This is a genomic window from Serratia sp. FS14, assembly GCF_000695995.1.
Lineage (GTDB): Bacteria > Pseudomonadota > Gammaproteobacteria > Enterobacterales > Enterobacteriaceae > Serratia > Serratia nematodiphila.
Genome location: NZ_CP005927.1, coordinates 3,696,758 through 3,713,229 on the forward strand (window position 1 = coordinate 3,696,758; position 16,472 = coordinate 3,713,229).

General features: G+C 59.3%; 18 protein-coding genes. 5 read left to right on the forward strand and 13 right to left on the reverse strand.

Annotated elements, in window-relative coordinates:
• Nucleotides 1–98: 98 nt before the first annotated feature.
• From L085_RS24810 to L085_RS16750, 3 genes are all read right to left on the reverse strand, one after another.
• Nucleotides 99–236 carry an AcrZ family multidrug efflux pump-associated protein gene (locus L085_RS24810; RefSeq protein WP_004940695.1) on the reverse strand — a complete coding sequence of 46 codons (138 nt, stop codon included), beginning with the start codon at nucleotides 234–236 and terminating at the stop codon, nucleotides 99–101.
• Nucleotides 237–429: 193 nt separating this feature from the next.
• Nucleotides 430–900 (reverse strand): Rrf2 family transcriptional regulator, encoded by a 471-nt coding sequence (locus L085_RS16745; RefSeq protein ID WP_044031271.1) that lies wholly within the window; start codon nucleotides 898–900, stop codon nucleotides 430–432.
• 131 nt (nucleotides 901–1,031) lie between these two features.
• Nucleotides 1,032–1,427 carry a DUF427 domain-containing protein gene (locus L085_RS16750; protein WP_004940699.1) on the reverse strand — a complete coding sequence of 132 codons (396 nt, stop codon included), beginning with the start codon at nucleotides 1,425–1,427 and terminating at the stop codon, nucleotides 1,032–1,034.
• 230 nt (nucleotides 1,428–1,657) lie between these two features.
• On the opposite strand from L085_RS16750, the gene osmB reads away from it, so the two are divergent.
• Entirely contained in the window at nucleotides 1,658–1,870 is a 213-nt protein-coding gene (gene osmB, locus L085_RS16755) for an osmotically-inducible lipoprotein OsmB (RefSeq protein WP_044031272.1), read from the forward strand.
• 153 nt (nucleotides 1,871–2,023) lie between these two features.
• Here osmB and L085_RS16760 read toward each other — a convergent pair whose 3' ends face one another.
• Nucleotides 2,024–3,571 (reverse strand): methyl-accepting chemotaxis protein, encoded by a 1,548-nt coding sequence (locus L085_RS16760; protein ID WP_049870713.1) that lies wholly within the window; start codon nucleotides 3,569–3,571, stop codon nucleotides 2,024–2,026.
• A gap of 413 nt (nucleotides 3,572–3,984) precedes the next feature.
• Here L085_RS16760 and L085_RS16765 point away from each other — a divergent pair, with 413 nt between their 5' ends.
• Nucleotides 3,985–5,223 carry a hypothetical protein gene (locus L085_RS16765; RefSeq protein WP_044031273.1) on the forward strand — a complete coding sequence of 413 codons (1,239 nt, stop codon included), beginning with the start codon at nucleotides 3,985–3,987 and terminating at the stop codon, nucleotides 5,221–5,223.
• Nucleotides 5,224–5,269: 46 nt separating this feature from the next.
• On the forward strand, nucleotides 5,270–5,668 hold the full coding sequence (locus tag L085_RS16770) for a polyketide cyclase (protein ID WP_044031274.1): 399 nt from the start codon (nucleotides 5,270–5,272) through the stop codon (nucleotides 5,666–5,668).
• Nucleotides 5,669–5,674: 6 nt separating this feature from the next.
• Here the strand turns inward: L085_RS16770 and L085_RS16775 are convergent, their stop codons facing one another.
• Together L085_RS16775 and mrdA are read right to left on the reverse strand one after the other, a co-directional pair.
• Entirely contained in the window at nucleotides 5,675–7,393 is a 1,719-nt protein-coding gene (locus tag L085_RS16775; protein ID WP_044031275.1) for a penicillin-binding transpeptidase domain-containing protein, read from the reverse strand.
• 107 nt (nucleotides 7,394–7,500) lie between these two features.
• Complete coding sequence (gene mrdA, locus L085_RS16780) at nucleotides 7,501–9,426, reverse strand: penicillin-binding protein 2 (RefSeq protein WP_044031276.1); 1,926 nt, start codon at nucleotides 9,424–9,426, stop codon at nucleotides 7,501–7,503.
• Between the two features lie 295 nt (nucleotides 9,427–9,721).
• Here mrdA and L085_RS16785 point away from each other — a divergent pair, with 295 nt between their 5' ends.
• The gene (locus L085_RS16785) at nucleotides 9,722–10,003 is read left to right on the forward strand and encodes a YjcB family protein (RefSeq protein WP_044031277.1); all 282 of its coding nucleotides are present in this window, start codon (nucleotides 9,722–9,724) and stop codon (nucleotides 10,001–10,003) included.
• 37 nt (nucleotides 10,004–10,040) lie between these two features.
• Here L085_RS16785 and L085_RS16790 read toward each other — a convergent pair whose 3' ends face one another.
• The 3 genes from L085_RS16790 to L085_RS16800 all read right to left on the reverse strand — a co-directional run bounded on the left by L085_RS16790 (nucleotide 10,041) and on the right by L085_RS16800 (nucleotide 12,168).
• Nucleotides 10,041–10,490: a MarR family transcriptional regulator gene (locus tag L085_RS16790; protein WP_004940714.1), complete on the reverse strand. Its 450-nt coding sequence runs from the start codon at nucleotides 10,488–10,490 to the stop codon at nucleotides 10,041–10,043.
• A 92-nt stretch (nucleotides 10,491–10,582) separates the two neighbouring features.
• Nucleotides 10,583–11,599 (reverse strand): FUSC family protein, encoded by a 1,017-nt coding sequence (locus L085_RS16795; protein ID WP_021504561.1) that lies wholly within the window; start codon nucleotides 11,597–11,599, stop codon nucleotides 10,583–10,585.
• Nucleotides 11,596–12,168 carry an isochorismatase family cysteine hydrolase gene (locus tag L085_RS16800; protein ID WP_015377825.1) on the reverse strand — a complete coding sequence of 191 codons (573 nt, stop codon included), beginning with the start codon at nucleotides 12,166–12,168 and terminating at the stop codon, nucleotides 11,596–11,598. Before L085_RS16800 ends, L085_RS16795 begins: the two co-directional genes overlap by 4 nt.
• A gap of 255 nt (nucleotides 12,169–12,423) precedes the next feature.
• Here L085_RS16800 and L085_RS16805 point away from each other — a divergent pair, with 255 nt between their 5' ends.
• Nucleotides 12,424–13,623, forward strand: coding sequence for a multidrug efflux MFS transporter (locus L085_RS16805; RefSeq protein ID WP_015377824.1), 1,200 nt, complete (start codon nucleotides 12,424–12,426; stop codon nucleotides 13,621–13,623).
• Between the two features lie 171 nt (nucleotides 13,624–13,794).
• On the opposite strand, the gene L085_RS16810 is transcribed toward L085_RS16805, so the two are convergent.
• The 4 genes from L085_RS16810 to L085_RS16825 all read right to left on the reverse strand — a co-directional run bounded on the left by L085_RS16810 (nucleotide 13,795) and on the right by L085_RS16825 (nucleotide 16,382).
• A complete protein-coding gene (locus tag L085_RS16810; RefSeq protein ID WP_044031278.1) occupies nucleotides 13,795–14,286 on the reverse strand; it encodes a nuclear transport factor 2 family protein in 492 nt (163 codons plus the stop codon).
• 9 nt (nucleotides 14,287–14,295) lie between these two features.
• Nucleotides 14,296–14,634: a MoaF N-terminal domain-containing protein gene (locus tag L085_RS16815; RefSeq protein WP_044031279.1), complete on the reverse strand. Its 339-nt coding sequence runs from the start codon at nucleotides 14,632–14,634 to the stop codon at nucleotides 14,296–14,298.
• Between the two features lie 425 nt (nucleotides 14,635–15,059).
• Entirely contained in the window at nucleotides 15,060–15,494 is a 435-nt protein-coding gene (locus L085_RS16820) for a glyoxalase/bleomycin resistance/dioxygenase family protein (RefSeq protein WP_044031280.1), read from the reverse strand.
• Nucleotides 15,495–15,512: 18 nt separating this feature from the next.
• Nucleotides 15,513–16,382, reverse strand: coding sequence for an AraC family transcriptional regulator (locus L085_RS16825; RefSeq protein ID WP_044031281.1), 870 nt, complete (start codon nucleotides 16,380–16,382; stop codon nucleotides 15,513–15,515).
• Between the last annotated feature and the right edge of the window lie 90 nt (nucleotides 16,383–16,472).

A 16,472-nucleotide genomic window follows, 5' to 3' on the forward strand; every position in this document is an offset into this window, starting at 1 on the left:
GATGACCATGACCGCCGCCGCGGCGCATCCATCATCATGAGCATGAGAGAAGAAGGAAACTGTGAATAGCCGGGGCCGATAGCCCCTGGCGTATAGATTCAGCCGTTATTTTTGCGGCCGATAGCGGAAAAGACGTTGAACACTTCACCCAAGCCGTAAATCGCGCCGAGCAAGACGGCCACCATTACCGGCACCAGGACCACCACGGTGGCCAAGCTTTCAAGCATTTCTAACATCGTTCTCTCCTGGTTTATAAGCACAGCGAATCTGCGCCGGAAGAAAAGGTTTCCGGCCAATCGATCGATTATCGTGGGGAGGCAGTCTAAAACGTGAGCCACATCACACTTGATGCGAGCTAATGTAACTTACACAATTACATTAACGCAATGCAAAAAATGCTCTGCGGGAAGACGGAATTGGCGTGGGTTTTTATTGCGTATCCGCTTGATATTGCGCTGAACAAGGGACAAAAGGATAGCCGGCTTGCCGCTCGACCTGCCCGGCCATTTCGGCGATGCTGGTTTGCGCCAGGCTGGCCTCCAGCGCGTGACCAACGCGCGCAAACTCTTGCTCCAGCACCGGGGTAATCGCGTGGCCGATATAACACGCATCGTTAGGCCGGGCGCGGTGCAGCATGAAATAGGGTTGCTCCTCCACCGCGCGATACACGTCCAGCAGCGAGATCGCTTCTGCCGGCCGCGCCAGCAGCGCCCCGCCGCCTTGCCCCATCTGCGAATAGGTCAGCCCGGCCTCCGCCAGCGCGCCGAGGATCCGCCGCACCACCGTCGGGTTGGTGTTGACGCTGCGCGCGATATCTTCGGAACGCACCGTCTGGCCACGACACAGCGTGATGTTGGTCAGGATATGGATGGCAACGGCAAATCGCGTAGAGGTAGACACCTTGGCACCTGCTCAGAGTTTCGTTTATGTCGGATTAAAACATAAGGAAAGCGTATCAGTTTCCAGTAATACACATAATGAGTAGGGATAAGCGGAATGTCAACCTGCCCCCGCCCGGCGGCGGCGGCAGGTCAGGCTTCAGTACTGATTTCTGTCACTTTGTCGGGATAAAATGCCAGATAATCCTTGATCGCCACCACGGCGTTGTAAGGCATTTCATAGCTCCAGGCCGTATTGGCCCCCTGTGCGCCGTTCAGCGCGAAGGTGAAATAACTGCAGTCGCCCTTATACGGGCAGTAGCTGACGTGCTCGTTTTTCTGCAACAGCGCCATCTTCACGTCCTCACGCGGAAAGTAAAACACCGGCGGATAGGTGGCTTCCTGCAGGATGAGCGCATTGCGACTGTCGGCCAGGGTTTTCCCGGCAGCACGCACCACGACCCGCGTCGGATGACGAGTCAAGGTGATCGGGTGATCCGGGCCGGGGATTTTCACCGGTTTGCCGGACGCGGAAACGAGATCGGACATGGCGGCCTCCAGAGTGTGTGCCCCGCCCCCGCGAGGCGTCTTCCCAGTATAGACCAGCGGTTTTGTCGGTGGCCGCACATTCGGCGAGCAATCGCTTTTCACCGCCGCAAAATTAAGAATTTTTACCTGTTCGATTTTCTTTCGGAGGAATACATTCATCCCAACTTCTACCGGTGGGTTAATCGGATTATTTTTAATCCATTAATCAGCCAATTTACCAGGAACTGATTATGAATATTAAACGTGCCACAGGTGTGTTGGTGGTGGTGATGGCAACGCTTTCCGTTACCGCATGTGGGCATATGTCCAATCGCGATCGCAACACGGCGATCGGCGCAGGCGTCGGCGCGGTCGGCGGCGCAGTGCTGACCGACGGCAGCACGCTGGGCACCCTCGGCGGCGCAGCGTTGGGCGGCATTATCGGCCACCAGACCAGCCGTTAATCCTCCCGTTAAAATAATCTCTGCAGGCCGGCGCTTTTTTAATCCATAAGCGCCGGCCTGTTTTTATTTATCGAAATAACGTCCCTCAGCACAGGGAAATAATGAATAACATTAAGCGCAGCTTTATTATTCATTAACCCGCGTCAGGGTTATTTATTGCACCGGCAGCCTGAAGCGCGCCATCGCTTTATCCAATCGTTCCGACTCCCCCTGCAGCAACTGCGAAGCCTCGGTCACCGCGCTCACCACGGCGCCGGTTTGCTGCGCCACCTGATTCAGCGCGGTGATGCGCGCCGTCACGTCCTGGATGCTCTCCCCTTGATTGAACGACGCCAGCGAGATTTCCCCCATCAGCGCACTGCATTTGTTCACCAGATCGATAATTTTGCGCAGGTTGCCCGTCAGCCTTTCGACCGCCTGCGAACCTTGATCGATTTGCTGCAATGAGCGGCCGATCAACTGCTGAATATCGCGCGTCGAATGGCTGCTCTTTTGCGCCAGCAAGCCCACTTCTTTAGCCACGATGGCGAAACCGCGGCCGTGAACGCCGGCGTGCGCGGCCTCGATCGCCGCATTCAACGCCAGAATATGGGTCTGAAACGCCACGCTGTCGATCAGCGCGACAATGCCGCGCATCTCGGCCGATTGGTTGACGATCCCGTGCATCGAAACATTGACGGTTTGCATCATCTGCTCACCGGCGCCGGCGCACTGCCGGGCCTGTTCGGTTCGTTGGCTGGCCTGCAGCGCGTATTGGCCGTTTTCTTCCACCCGCGCCGCCAACTGCTGCACGTGCTCGGTCGCCAACTGCAGTTCCCCGTCCTGCTTCGCCGACTGTGCCGTCAACTGTCGATTGCCGTCCGCCAGCCGCTCGACGCCGTTCAGGATCCCGCTCGCCGCATCGCGCACCTCGCTTACCAGGCGCTGCAGACCGCCCTGCATGTGGCCAATGCTGGTTTGCAGCTGACGCATCTCGCGGTTCAACGCCCGCTCAGGCGGCAGCGGCCGGGAAAGATCGCCGGCGGCCAGCACGTTGAGGTGGACAATTGCCCGCTGCAGCGGTGCTATCACCCAGCGGGCGACGCCGAACCACACCCCCACGGCGATCAGCGCCAGCGCGGCCAATGCGCCAAGCGCAAAGGTATTGGCCTGCTCCAGCGCCGCCAATTGCCGCACGTTGACGTCATTGCCATGCTGTTCGTTCAGCGCCTGATAAGCGAGGTACTTTTCGTTGAAATCCGCCTGAAACGCCTGGATCGGCACGGCGAAAAACGCATCGATGCTGGCGCTGCTTTGCAACCCTTGCGCCTGTTCCTTCAGGCCGTCATAGAACAGGCGATAACTGTCTTTCAGGGCGCCCGCCGCTTCGGGCGCAGCCGCGCTCAAGCGCTCGAACCGGGCAAAGGCCTGCTTTGAAGCCTCCAACGCCGCCAACGATTCATCCAGCAGGCTATGCCAACTGCCGTCGGAGCCGGTGACTTTGTCCTGCAGATAATAGATGCCCGCACGGTTCAGGGTGTCGCTGGCCGTCAGCAGCGACAGTCTGGCGCGATCCATCGTCGCCTGCTGGCGATGCAACCCGTCTCCCGTCACCAGGTTAACCTTGGCGTCGTGCAGAATAGTGGAAATAAATACGGTGGAAAACAATTGCAGCAGAGAAAATAGCGCAATAACGCAAATTACGCCGCCTAATAAGCCCATGCTCTTGCCGATGCCAAACGCGTGCGGCAGCGCTGCCGCAGGTTTTACCCGGCGGCCAAGTGTCAGTTTTATGTTCATGATTTTTAGTCAGTAATGCCAGAATGCCGCGAGTCTAACGCGCATTTATGACACGACTATTTCAGCCTGCTTGGTGTCGCCCCCGCAAACCAGGGCGACCCAATAATCGGAATTTCTCGTCAACGCTAATTTTTATTTCTTGACTTGTTCAATACCGGATTTATAGTTTTCCCATTAAACAAGAAACAAAGTTTCATATATTAACCGGAAATGAATTTAATATATGAAACGCACAATGAAACGTCTCAAATATAAAACAAACGAGCAACAGCGCCTTATTCACAGGTAAACCCCGCTCGTCTTAATAAAAACCAAACATTCACCAGGGGCCAGGCATGCGCAAGATCACTCTTTGTTTTTTTCTTGTTTCACCAGTGAGTTACTCGACTACCGTCGCATTGCCCAGCGACGCTGCTGCCACCGTGGCGCCGGTAAAAAAAAACCGCCCGGCCTTTCCGCATATTCATTGGCAAAACGAGGATAATAAAAAGAATATTGATATCGGCGGCGCGCTGCGCGCCAATTATCGCTATGAAGACTGGCACAGCAGCAATTATCGGCATCCGCCGCATTTACGCTTTGACGCCTTTCGCATCGATGCCGCCGGCCAGATAAACGACGCGTTTTTCGATAGCGGATTCTGGTTTCAGGATCGGCGCAAATACGCCATCGACCGCGCCTATGTCGGCTACCACCTGTCTGAGCGCTCCACCGTGCAGCTGGGCGCGCCGTTCAAACCGTTCGGCCTGATGCCCTATCCGCAGTTCGGCTGGTCGTACGGCATTCCGTTTTACCTCGGCTTTGGCGTCAACACCGGGCTCGGCGCCAAATACCAATACCAACGGGGCGATTGGGCCTTTGACGCCGCCTACTACCCGCGCATGATGCCGACCGGCGTGCGTTACGCCCCCGACGTCGCCAGCTACGACGATCTGAAGAACACCAACTTTGCCTCACAGCATCTGCAGCGCAACGAAAAACGCGATCAGGTAAACCTGCGGCTGACGCGGGCTTTCCACCAGGGAGGCTGGGACAATGAGCTCGGCGGTTCGCTGGCGGCCTCGCGGCTCTACAACCAGGCGACCGGTGATAACGGCAGCTTCTGGGCGGCGGGCCTGCATACGCTGGTGAATCGGGATGCCTGGCATCTGTCCGGCCAGGTGATCCGCTACGGTTACGACGCCAAAGGCCCGGCCGGCGCCAGCAATTCGGTGATCCTGATGGGCGGCAACGGCCTGACGCCGGCCTATCTGATCCCGTCGCAGGCCACCACTGCCGCCATCAACCTGGCGCGCGACGTCGAGGTGCCCTGGGGACCGGTGAAAAAGCTGCGCTTCTACAACGACTACAGCGTGCTCTGGAAGGACAGGCACGGCGGCTCCGACTCCAAAATGAATACGCTCGGGGTGCAGGTGTTCGCCATGCCGGTGATGCTGTGGGTGGATCTGACCTGGGCGCAGAACGCCAATCCGTGGGGCGGCGTGGAAAACGCCACCGGCTGGACCGGCACCCAGTCCTCCGGCAGCAATAAATGGTATTTTCGCACCAACGTAAACATCGGTTACTACTTCTGAGCGCGGCGGGATCTACACTGAAGTATCGCCGTCAACCGGAGAAATCATGATGCTGAGCGCGCAAACGCTGCATGTCGCCATCAACCGCCCCTGTGACGAGGTGTACGCCTTTCTCAGCCGCCCGGAAAACTTCCCGTTGTGGGCCAAAGGATTAGCCAATAGCTTACGGCGGGAAGGTGAAGATTGGATGGCGGAGACCCCGCAGGGGCGGATCCGCATTCGATTTAGCGCGCCCAATGCCTTCGGCGTGCTGGATCATTGGGTGACGCTGCCGGACGGCGGCGTAGTCTACGTGCCGCTGCGCGCGCTCGCCAACCGACAAGGTGCCGAGGTGATCTTCACCCTGTTCCGCCAGCCGGACATGGACGACGCGCTGTTCGCCCGCGACGTCGGGCTGGTGAACGCCGATCTGCAGGCGCTGAAGCGCCTGCTGGAATTGCGCTAATCCCCCTTACCCCTTGACCGACGACACCACGTTAAGCGGCTGGGCATCCGGCAGAATATTCATGTGCTCCAGCACCTGGGCCATGATCTTGCCGAACACCGGCCCGGCCACCGAACCGCCGAAGTGCTTGCCGGCTTTCGGGTTGTTGACCATCACCACCAGCGCCACCTGCGGATCGCTGGCCGGCGCCACGCCGGCGGTGTAGTTGATGTAGCCGCCGTCGTATTTGCCGCTCGGGCCCATTTTCTCGGCGGTACCGGTTTTGATCGCCAGCCGGTAGCCCGGCACTGCGGCGCTCACCCCGCTGCCGCCCGGCAAGGCGTCGCTCTCCATCATATGCACCACGGCCCGAACCGTATCCTCCGGCAGAATACGTTGCCCCATCACCGGCGGCGTCACCTTGGTGATCGACAGCGGCCGATAAATGCCGAAGGAACCGATCGCGGCATACTCGCGCGCCATCTGCAGCGGCGTCACGCGCAGCCCATAGCCGAAGGAGAAGGTAGCGCGTTCGATATCGGCCCAGCGTTCGCGATGCTGCGGCAAGTAGCCGCTGCTCTCGTTGCCGATGCCGAGCTCGGTCGGTCGCCCCAGGCCAAAGCTGCGGTAGACCGCCGGCAGCACCGTGGCCGGCAGCGCCAGCGCAATGTGCGATACCGCGATGTCGCTCGATTTTTGCAGCACGCCGGTGATGGTCAGTTTCGACCAATGGCCGACGTCTTTGATCAGGTGACCGTTCACCCGATACGGCGTAGTGTCCAGCACCGTATCCGGCCGGATCAGCTTATGCTCCAGCCCCACCATTACCACCACCGGTTTCACCGTCGAGCCCGGTTCGAAGCTGTCGCTGCTGCACACGTTGCGAATATCCTTCGCCGGGGTGCTGCCATAGTTGTTCGGGTTGAACGACGGGTAGCTGGCCATGCCGAGGACCTCGCCGGTGTCGATCTTGACCAGCACCGCACAGCCGGAGTCGGCCTGGTTAGCCACCACGCCGTCGCGGATCTGCGCATAGAGCACGTACTGAATAAATTTATCGATGCTGAGCGTCACGTTCGGCGGCGGCACCGGATCCACGCTTTTAAGCACGCCGATCACCGCGCCGCTGCCGTCCTTCTGATAGACCCGCAGGCCGTTTTTGCCCTGCAACAGCGGGTTGAAACCCAGCTCAATACCCTCCAGCCCCTGATTGTCCTGGCCGACGATGCCGATCAGCCCGGCGGCGTCCTGGCTCATCGGATAAAAGCGGCTGAAATCCTGCTCGGTGCTGACGCCGGTCAGATGCAGTTTGCTGATGTAGGCGGCGTTATCGTCCTCCACCTTGCGCGCCAGATAAACGAAGCGTTTGCGCGCGTTGCTCTGGATCAGGTGCTGGATGTCCGCCAGCGGGATCTTCAGCACGTTGGCCATGCTCTGCCAGCGTTCGTTGCCGGTATCGGTCTGGGTATCGAGAATATGCTTCGGATCCAGCACGATGTCTTTGGACGACACGCTGACCGCCAGCGCCTCATCGTTGCGATCGGTGATCATGGCGCGGTTGGTCGGCACCACCTGGGTGCGGATCGAACGCTGGTCAGCCTGGTTGGCCAACTGCTGGTGTTCCAGCAGTTGCAGGTAGCCGACCCTGAACGCCAACAGAAAAAAACAGACCAGCATGCCGGCGCAAATCCAGCCGAAACGAACTGTGGAATAGGTTTTACCGCTCTTTTTGGTCGATGGCGCCACTGTTGTGTTAACCCTACGTTTTTATTCAGTTTATGGTGTTATTTCAGTCTACCTTGCCGGAAATGGTCAGGAGATTGCAGTTTGTAAGAAAGTAAAAACAAACCGCATCACCGTTGCACATCCGCACTGTCGTTTAACTGCGGTTTACTTTGCGGCGTATCGCCGGGCTGTGGCGCGTTGGCCGGGTCAAAAATGTGGTCGAGGATCGCGCGCGCGGTCGGCCCCGCCACCACGCCGTCGCCACCGCCGTTTTCCAGGATCAGCGCCATCGCCACCCGGGGATTTTTGTAGGGCGCAAACAGCGTATAAAAGATGTGATCGCGCAGCCGCACCGGGATCATTTTGGCGTTGTAAGTCTGGTTTTGCTTCAGGCTGAACACTTGCGAGGTGCCGGATTTGGCGGCGATCTGATACGGCGCGGTGTGGAACAGCTTGTAACCGGTGCCGTTCGGCAAGTTGGCCATGCCGTACATGCCGTTGCGCACGATGCCCCAGTAAGGCGAGTTGGGATCGCCGATCTGCGCCGTTTGCGCCGGCGGCTGGTAGCGAGTCACCCGGTTGCCCTGCTGCAGCGAATATAACAGATGCGGCGTTTTCACCCGGCCGTTGTTGAGCAGCGTGCTCAAGGCTTTCACCATCTGGATCGGCGTCGCCACCCAATACCCCTGGCCGATGCCCACCGAGACCGTATCCCCCTGATACCAGCCCTTTTTGTGCACCTTCAGTTTCCAGTCGCGGCTCGGCAGCACGCCGCGGTACTCTTCGTTCAGATCGATGCCGGTGGACTGGCCATAACCGAACTGGCTCAGCCAGTGGTGAATGCGATCGATGCCCATCTCATAGGCCACCTGATAAAAGAAGGTATCGGCGGACTCTTCAATCGCTTTGGTGACGTTGAGCATGCCGTGGCCGGTTTTCAGCCAGTCGCGGTAGCGCCGCTCGGTGCCGGGCAGCGTCCAGGTCGGCGCGCCGAAAAAGGTGGTGGTGGGCGTGATCACCCCGGCGAACAGCGCCGAAACGGCCATGTAGGGCTTCACCGTGGAAGCCGGCGGGTACAACCCCTGGGTAACGCGGTTGATGAGCGGCAGATCCGGGTTGCCCAGCAGCGCCTTATAGGCCTGATAGCCGATGCCTTTGACGAAGGGATTGGGATCGTAACTGGGGCTGGAGACCATCGCCAGAATGCCGCCGTCGCGCGGATCTTCCACCACCACCGCGGCGCGTTGCCCCTTCAGCACCGATTCGATGTACTGCTGCAGCGGCAGATCCAGCGTCAGGTAAATGTTTTTGCCGGCCTTCGGCGGCTGTTCCTTCAGCAAGCGGATCACCCGCCCATGGTTATCCACCTCCACCTCCTGATAGCCGGTGGTGCCGTGCAGTTCGGATTCGTAATAGGCTTCGATGCCCTGTTTGCCGATGTTGCGGTCGGCGGCATAGTTCTCGCTCAGGCCGGCCTTGTCCAGGCGCTTGAGATCGCTGTCGTTGATCTTCGACACATAGCCCAGCACGTGCGCCAGCTGGGCGCCGTAAGGATATTCACGCTGCTGATAGGTATCGATGGTCACCCCGTCGAAACGGTATTGATTGACGGCAAAGCGCGCCACCTCAGTGTCGCTCAGCCCGGTTTTTAGCGTCACCGGCTTGTAGCGGCTGTTGTGGTGCATATCGTCGCGAAACGCGCTGATGTCTTCCGGCGTCAGATCGACGATCGGCGTCAGCGCCTGCAGCAGCGCCGCCATGTCGGTGATTTTGCTGGGCGTGATTTCGACACGATACAGTGTCACGTTTCGCACCAGCGGAGTGCCATTGCGATCGAAGATTAACCCGCGGCTGGGCGCGAGCGGCAGCATTTTGATGTCGTTCTGGTTGGAACGCGTCTGGTAAAAGCCGTGCTGGCGGATTTGCAGCCGGTAGAGGTTAACGATCAGCGCGCCGAAGCAGACCACCACCAGCGCCAGCGCTACGCCTGCCCGGCGGATAAACAGCCTCTCTTCCGCAGAGTGGTCGCGAATTTTTTCTTTTAACAGGGCCATGCGGTGCCGATACCTTTTGCGTCACATTTCCCCGCAAAATCAGGGAACTGAAAAGCCGGCAAGCATAGCGTTATCGGGCGCACCGCCCCATGAAAAGGTTGCTAATGAAATGGCATAACTGTTTCAGCATATTGGAATGTTACCGTCGGCGATTTTTTCACCGCGCTGCCCATTGAGCCGCCGTTCGCCCCAATGCTACAATGTGATCTGAATCACATTATTCCCGTTATTCCCCCGCATTTCCCTGTCGGCGCCCTGCCGGATGCGGCTTTTTTGTTACATAGGATCGAGTTCGATGAGTACCATTGCCACCGGTTTAGTCATGATGCGCTGGGAGTTGCTGAGCGCCGTGATGATGTTCTTCGCCAGCCAGTTAAACGTCGTTTGCCGTAAAACCAGCCGCAACGGCATGGCGTTCATGTTCAGCAGCCTGGGCCTGTTTACCACCTGCTGGTTCGTGATGGGCCTGATGGGCATCCACCTCACCCTGGAAGCCTTCACCCAATTCTGGTCATCGGCCTGGGATCGCTACGTGGACGTCGTCAGCACCATGCCGGCCGATTGGCCGATGCCGTAACCTCGCTGCACGGGCGGCGCATCTGCCGCCCCGCCGATTATTCCGCGTCCGTTGACGGCGCCGCCGCCAGCCGCGCCATCAACGCCCCCGCTTCGATCAGCTGCGCCTGTTCTTGCTCCGTTAAACAGCTTTCCATCGCCGCCAGCAGCCACGCCTCGCGCCGGCTGCGGCTTTGCTGCAGCAGCCCCAGCCCGGCGGGCGTCAGGCGCACCCGCACCCGGCGTTTGTCTTCAGCATCCGGCGTGCGCACCAGCAGCCCATCGGCCTCCAGCTCCCGTAAGGCGGCCGCCAGGTTAGAGGAACGCATGCGCTCCGACTCCGCCAGCAGCGACGGCGTCGCCTCGCCGCCGTGACGATCGATAGCTCCCAGCAGCATCAGCTGGGCCCAGGATTTTTCGTCGCTGCGCGACTCGCGCCGCAAACGGCGCACCAGCGACATTAATTGCGTGCGCAGCAGCGTCACGTCTTCAGGATGATCTTTTTTCATTGGCATCAATAGATAACGATAGATTTGTCCGTACTTTCACACCGAGACCGGAAACGGTCAACCGAAATTGGCGGACGAAATATGCCAGCTCGCTATTGGCGGGTGCCGGCGTTGAGCGGCAACACCGCATGCACCGCCAAAGCGAACAGCAGACCGATGCCACCGCCCAGCAACACATTGACCACCCTTTCTGCGGCGATCGACGGCGCTTTTCCGGCAATCACCAACGCGCAGGCGATGCAGGCGCAACGGGCGCCAAACCCCAAGGTATAACGATGAAAAGACACCAGAGTGAGCATCGTCACCACGCTCAGCAGTTCATAACCCACATTGCCATGCGGCATGAGGCTGCCCAGCAAAATACCGACGGGCACGCCCAGCAATGCGCCTGACGCACGCTGGCGGAGTTTGTTGCGCGTAGCGGCCATATCGCCGCTGATCACGCTGACGGCCGACCAGATCACCCATTGCCCGTAATCGAGGTGTTGCCACTCAACGATCGCCGCCGACAGTGCAACGGCACAACTTACGGCGAGCAAAGCCTCGCCGCAGGCCACGCGAGCGCCAAGCTCATCGCTGCGGCGCAGCTGGAGATAATGATGCAGGCTGTCACTCGTCGACAGCCGCGCTAGCCGCCGATGCTCTGCCAGTGCAAGCATCAGCACCGGCAAGACGGCTGCCCCCAGAAAAGGGAGCTGCGCCCAGCCGCATTGGGCTAATGGCGCGCCGGCGCCACCTTCAGCGGTTTCACACGCCAGATAAAGAGCCGGAATAAAAATAAAATTCCCCAGGGATCGCAGCTTGCCGCCGAACGCGGAGATCCCAACCGCCGCCGCCGCTGCCAACACGCACGCCAAAATGAAGATTACCGGCGTGTGCATGGCGCACAGCAGCGCCATAAAGAGCAGCAGCAATGCCGCCGCATGCAGCGCCACGCCGAGCGGCGCCAGTTCAAGGCGCTCACAAACGACAAACAGCGATATGGTGACCACCGAAGCCTTCAGCCAGTTGGCATTGCCTGTCGCCAGGCTCAGGGCCAGCAACGGCGCCAACACCCATGCTCCCCGTCGCAGCTGACGCCAGGCGATTTCTTCACGCAGCAGCTTCACAATGCGCTCAGCTGTTCCAGCGTGACAATATCGGCAATAGTGGCAAGCGTTTCCATCGAGATCCGGTGCTCTTCCGCCGTGGCCGCCGCGCAAGCCTCTTCCAGTATCAGCACCTGATAATCGCGATCGTGCGCGTCGCGCGCCGTCGCCTGTACCGCCCAGGTGCTGCTGACCCCACAGATCACCAACCGTTCAATGCGGCGGGCGCGCAGCGTCGCATCCAGATTAGTGCCATAAAACGCGCTGACGCGCGGTTTTACGATGGTTAACTCCCCCAAATCAGACGCTAAATCAGGATGAAAATCCGTGCCCGGCTGGCCCAGTGCGATAGCGCCAAATTGATGCGCCTGCCCAAACATCCGCGAGTATTTGGGTTGATCGACATAGCCGGTCGCGAAACCGACTTTAACCAATATGCGCAGCCAATCCTTGCGCTGCGCGAGAGACAATGCGCTATTTGCCCGCGCGATAGCATCGCGCTCAATGACCTGCTGCGCCGAGCGCGCAATTTTTCCTTCCGGGTGGGAGATATCCACGATGTAATCCAGAGCGATCAGTGCGGTATTCATAGAAAGCGTCTCCTTGCCGCCGACACGGCGAAATGGGTAGAGAGAGTGTGGCGCCGCCGAATTGTTGAGCGGCTTGGTGGAGTAGCTTAAAATAAATACCTATGATAATATAGCTATTAATTTATAGCGAAATGTAACAACGCCGCCGACGAGCTTTACGTTTTCTCACGCATTTCCCCCGCGCCGGCCAGTTCGCGGTGTTATTATTATCTTGCTTAACAAATCCCTCCAAATTCAAAGTGGTACGACAAGTCGATGGAAGCGTGGAAAGTCAATCTGATCTCGGTCTGGCTCGGGTGTTTCTTCACCGGGCTGGCGATGAGCCAAATCCTCCCTTTTCTGCCGCTGTACGTCGAACAGCTCGGCGTCAGCGATCATCAGTCCCTCAGCCTGTGGTCCGGGCTGGTGTTCAGCGGCACCTTTTTGGTCTCGGCGGTGGTGTCGCCGCTGTGGGGCAGCCTCGCCGACCGCAAAGGCCGCAAGCTGATGCTGCTGCGCGCCTCGCTGGGCATGGCGATCGTCATCGCCCTGCAGGGGCTGGCCACCAACGTCTGGCAGCTGTTCGCGCTGCGCGCCCTGATGGGGCTGACGTCCGGCTATATTCCCAACGCCATGGCGCTGGTCGCCTCGCAGGCGCCGCGCGATAAAAGCGGCTGGGCGCTGGGCACACTCTCTACCGGGCAGATCTCCGGCGTGATCGCCGGGCCGCTGCTGGGCGGGTTGATGGCCGACCATCTGGGGCTGCGGGTGGTGTTTTTCGTCACCGCCGGGCTGATGTTCGTCAGCTTCCTGGTGACGCTGTTCCTGATTAAAGAACGGCGCATCACGGTGAAAAAAGCGGATCAGCTAAGCGGCAAGGCGGTATTCCGTTCGCTGCCTTATCCAACGCTGATCGTCACGCTGTTCGTTTGTACCCTGATGATCCAGCTGGCTAACTCCTCCATCAGCCCGATCCTGACGCTGTTCATCCGCGAACTGTCGGGCGACGTCAGCAATATCGCCTTTGTCAGCGGTATGATTGCCGCCGTGCCCGGCATTGCGGCGCTGATCTCGGCGCCACGCCTCGGGCGGCTCGGCGATCGCATCGGCACCGCGCGCATCCTGATCGCCGCGCTGCTGTTCACCACCGGCCTGTTCGCCGTGATGGCCTGGGTGAATACGCCGCTGCAGCTGGGCATTCTGCGCTTCCTGCTGGGGTTCGCCGACGGCGCGCTGATGCCGGCGGTGCAGGCGCTGCTGCTGAAGTATTCCTCCGATCAGGTGACCGGGCGCATCTTCGGCTATAACCAATCCTTTATGTACCTGGGCAACGTGGTTGGCCCGCTGCTGGGATCGGGCATTTCGGCGATGATGGGGTTCCGCTGGGTGTTCGCCGTCACGGCGGTATTGGTGCTTTGCAATGCGCTGCAGCTGCGGCATCAGTTCAAAAAAGTGGAAAATAAACGCGCGGGATAACGAGGAATGTGGGGAAACGCCTCAAGCAGTGGCGGGACAATGACGCCCATCAACCGTACCACCACTGCCAAAGGCGGCCGTAGCCTACTCGACACGATGAACGTTTGGTATTTATGTAAGTAAATAAAGTGTTGCGGGCGTGTGGAGGGCCGCCGCAGCGGCCCTTTTGGATCAGAACATGGTATTGTCGTTGGCCGATTTTTCCGGCACATCCTGATTGACGTCCCAATGCTCGGTGATTTTACCCTGATCGTTCACCCGATAAATATCCACGCTGGCGGTGCCGCGATCCTGCGGGTTATTTTGGTATTGGACGTGAACGTAGACCAGATCGCCGTTGACCGCGCTGCGGTATATTTTGGCGCTGTACTGCGGATTGTCTTTGAAGGTCTGGCTGAAGAAATCCAGGAACGGCTTGATGCCGTCGCCGACGAACGGGTTATGCTGCTTGTAGTTCTCCACAATCAGCTTTTGCGCCACGCTGATGTCATGACGGTTGAAAAAGCCTGCATACAGATCTTCCAACACCTTCAGCTTCTGCTGGGCATGATGATAACCGCCCTTGCCGGCCGATTTGTAAGACGCCGCCTGATCCGTTGACAGCGCCGGGTAACTCGCCAGCAAACCGCCGACGATCGCACAGGTGATCAATGCCTTTTTCATAACTGCTCCTTAGTTTCCTGAGTGACCTACGATTTTCAGCTGCCCTTTCAGATGGGTGAAGCTGCCGTCCCTGGCGGCGATGTTGGTGTACACCTCGCCGCGCTCAAAGTCCTCGACATGCGTCACGTTGTCGCCGGACTGCGGTTCATGCCAATAGACCATGTAGACCTTCGGCCGAATCTCCACCGCGGTGTACTGCACGGTATCGGTGATGCCCTGCGACGCTTCGCCGATACCGGTGAAGGTCATGGTCTTGTCATCGGTAAAATCCAGCTTGAAGGCGAAATCGCCGAAGGTCACCTGCACCACTTTACCAACCGCAATAAACTGCCCGTGTTTTTCCGTCATCGTCGCCGCCTTACTGTTTGTCAGGGGGGGTTTGCGCCGCCAAAGCGGCAGGCAATGCCAGGGGGAAAGTCAGGGCTATCGCCAGCGCGATGCCCGTTCGTTTCACTGTTTTCATCGTTCCTTCTCCTTTCCGTGGTTGAAAACGAGAATCATTATTATTTCTTAACGATTGGCGGAAATATAAGAATAATCTCTATTCCTATCAGGCACCTGGCGGCGAAAAAAGCGGGCGAAAAATCGCCGTAAAATGGCATGGCAATAGCGCGTTCTGGCCATTGGTTTTTACGCAATGAACGGAATTACTGCTTTCAGGAAGGGAAACCACTCGGGGATTTGATGGGTCTATAGCGCAGATCGCTTTAAGCTAATGCGTATTTATTCTTAAGCCGCCCGCCGCAGGGAAACGGCGGCGAACGGCGTGGCGTTTAACGCAGCCAGGGCGTATAGGTGACGCCAACCAGCAACCCTTCCGGGCTGAGCAAACGGGTAACGCTTTGCCCCCACGGCTCTTCACGATTGGCGACCAGCAGCCGATAACCGCGATCGATTAGCACTTGGGTGGCTATCGCCATGTCGGCCACGTCGAACTCGATCCATGCTTGCGGCACCGCGAGATCCGCCGGCCAGCGATCGTCGCCAAAGCAGGACTGCGTCGCCTGCGCCAGCGGCCACAGGGCGAAGTGCTTCACCCCGTCCAGCGCGCCCTGCTCGGCCAGCAGATAGGTTTCGTTGCCCGGCATCGGCTTGAGCGGCAGCCCCAGCGCCTCGACATAAAACGCCTTGCTCTCGTCGCTCTCACGCGTGATCGGCCCGAATCCGGCGACGAACAACACGCCCAGCCCGGCAAATGGTTGATCCATGCTTGCACTCCCTTCCGGTTAGCGCCCCTGCCGCACCTGCAGCGGAGCAAGTCCATAGGCCGCCTTGAAGCGGTTGCTGAAATGGCTGGCGGAGCTGAAGCCGCACGCCAGCGCGATCTCGGTGATCGGCTGTTGGCTATGCCGCAACAGCTGTTCCGCCCGCTGCAGACGCGCGCGCATCACAAACTGGTGCGGCGCCAGGCCGGTCGAATGTTTGAACATGCGGGCAAAATGGTATTCGCTCAACCCGGCCTGCGCCGCCAGATCGGCCAACAACAAAGGCCGATCCAGGTGGCTTGCGATATATTCCCGCACCCGCCTGGCTGCCGCGGGATCCAGGCCGCCGCGCGCCGCCGGCAGCTTCCACTGCAGCTGGCTGTAGCGCTGGATCAGGTGCGACATCAGCAGGTTCGAGGCGCTGCTGAGCGCCAGCAGGTTGGCGCTGTCCCGCCAGTCGCAGTTGAGCAAAAACTGGCGATACAGCAGCGTGATCTGCGGATCTTCGCCGAAGCTGCGCGGCTCCACGTTGATCGCCGCCGGGCTGCGATCCCAGGTTTGCTCCGTCAGCCGGCGCAGATGCCCGTCGGTGCAATACAGATGCACGAACGACAGATCGCTGCGCACATCCCAGGTGGAAGCGTACTGGCGCGGCATGATGCAGAAGCGATCCGGCCCGCCGCCGTTGCGCCAGCCGCCCGGCACCTGCTGGTAGCACTCGTAGCCGTCGGCGACGTACAGGCTCAGGGTATGGTGGTCGGCGCTTTCCTGCGTGACGCGATCGTTGCAGTTAGACCAGGCCGCCAGCTCCACGCCGGTGCCCAGCAGCACGCTGCCGTGCAGCCGCGCCTTGTGCTCACGCAGTGTTTCAAACGCCTGATAGTTGGACATCGCCGGCCCCGTTGTTCGACATGCTGACAGTGTAAAGAGTGGCGCCGCGGCATGCCAGCGGCCGCCCCGCGCTTTTGGCAAAAAAAGCGC

Bases quoted from the DNA above. Each gene is read 5' to 3' on its own strand.
- L085_RS16790 (WP_004940714.1), bottom strand. From the start codon at position 10,490: ATGAAAAAAGATCATCCTGAAGACGTGACGCTGCTGCGCACGCAATTA.
- osmB (WP_044031272.1), top strand. From the start codon at position 1,658: ATGAATATTAAACGTGCCACAGGTGTGTTGGTGGTGGTGATGGCAACG.
- L085_RS16760 (WP_049870713.1), bottom strand. From the start codon at position 3,571: ATGGGCTTATTAGGCGGCGTAATTTGCGTTATTGCGCTATTTTCTCTG.
- L085_RS16800 (WP_015377825.1), bottom strand. From the start codon at position 12,168: ATGAATACCGCACTGATCGCTCTGGATTACATCGTGGATATCTCCCAC.
- L085_RS16805 (WP_015377824.1), top strand. From the start codon at position 12,424: ATGGAAGCGTGGAAAGTCAATCTGATCTCGGTCTGGCTCGGGTGTTTC.
- L085_RS16785 (WP_044031277.1), top strand. From the start codon at position 9,722: ATGAGTACCATTGCCACCGGTTTAGTCATGATGCGCTGGGAGTTGCTG.
- L085_RS16820 (WP_044031280.1), bottom strand. From the start codon at position 15,494: ATGGATCAACCATTTGCCGGGCTGGGCGTGTTGTTCGTCGCCGGATTC.
- L085_RS16770 (WP_044031274.1), top strand. From the start codon at position 5,270: ATGATGCTGAGCGCGCAAACGCTGCATGTCGCCATCAACCGCCCCTGT.
- L085_RS16810 (WP_044031278.1), bottom strand. From the start codon at position 14,286: ATGAAAAAGGCATTGATCACCTGTGCGATCGTCGGCGGTTTGCTGGCG.
- L085_RS24810 (WP_004940695.1), bottom strand. From the start codon at position 236: ATGTTAGAAATGCTTGAAAGCTTGGCCACCGTGGTGGTCCTGGTGCCG.
- L085_RS16765 (WP_044031273.1), top strand. From the start codon at position 3,985: ATGCGCAAGATCACTCTTTGTTTTTTTCTTGTTTCACCAGTGAGTTAC.
- L085_RS16825 (WP_044031281.1), bottom strand. From the start codon at position 16,382: ATGTCCAACTATCAGGCGTTTGAAACACTGCGTGAGCACAAGGCGCGG.
- L085_RS16815 (WP_044031279.1), bottom strand. From the start codon at position 14,634: ATGACGGAAAAACACGGGCAGTTTATTGCGGTTGGTAAAGTGGTGCAG.
- L085_RS16750 (WP_004940699.1), bottom strand. From the start codon at position 1,427: ATGTCCGATCTCGTTTCCGCGTCCGGCAAACCGGTGAAAATCCCCGGC.
- mrdA (WP_044031276.1), bottom strand. From the start codon at position 9,426: ATGGCCCTGTTAAAAGAAAAAATTCGCGACCACTCTGCGGAAGAGAGG.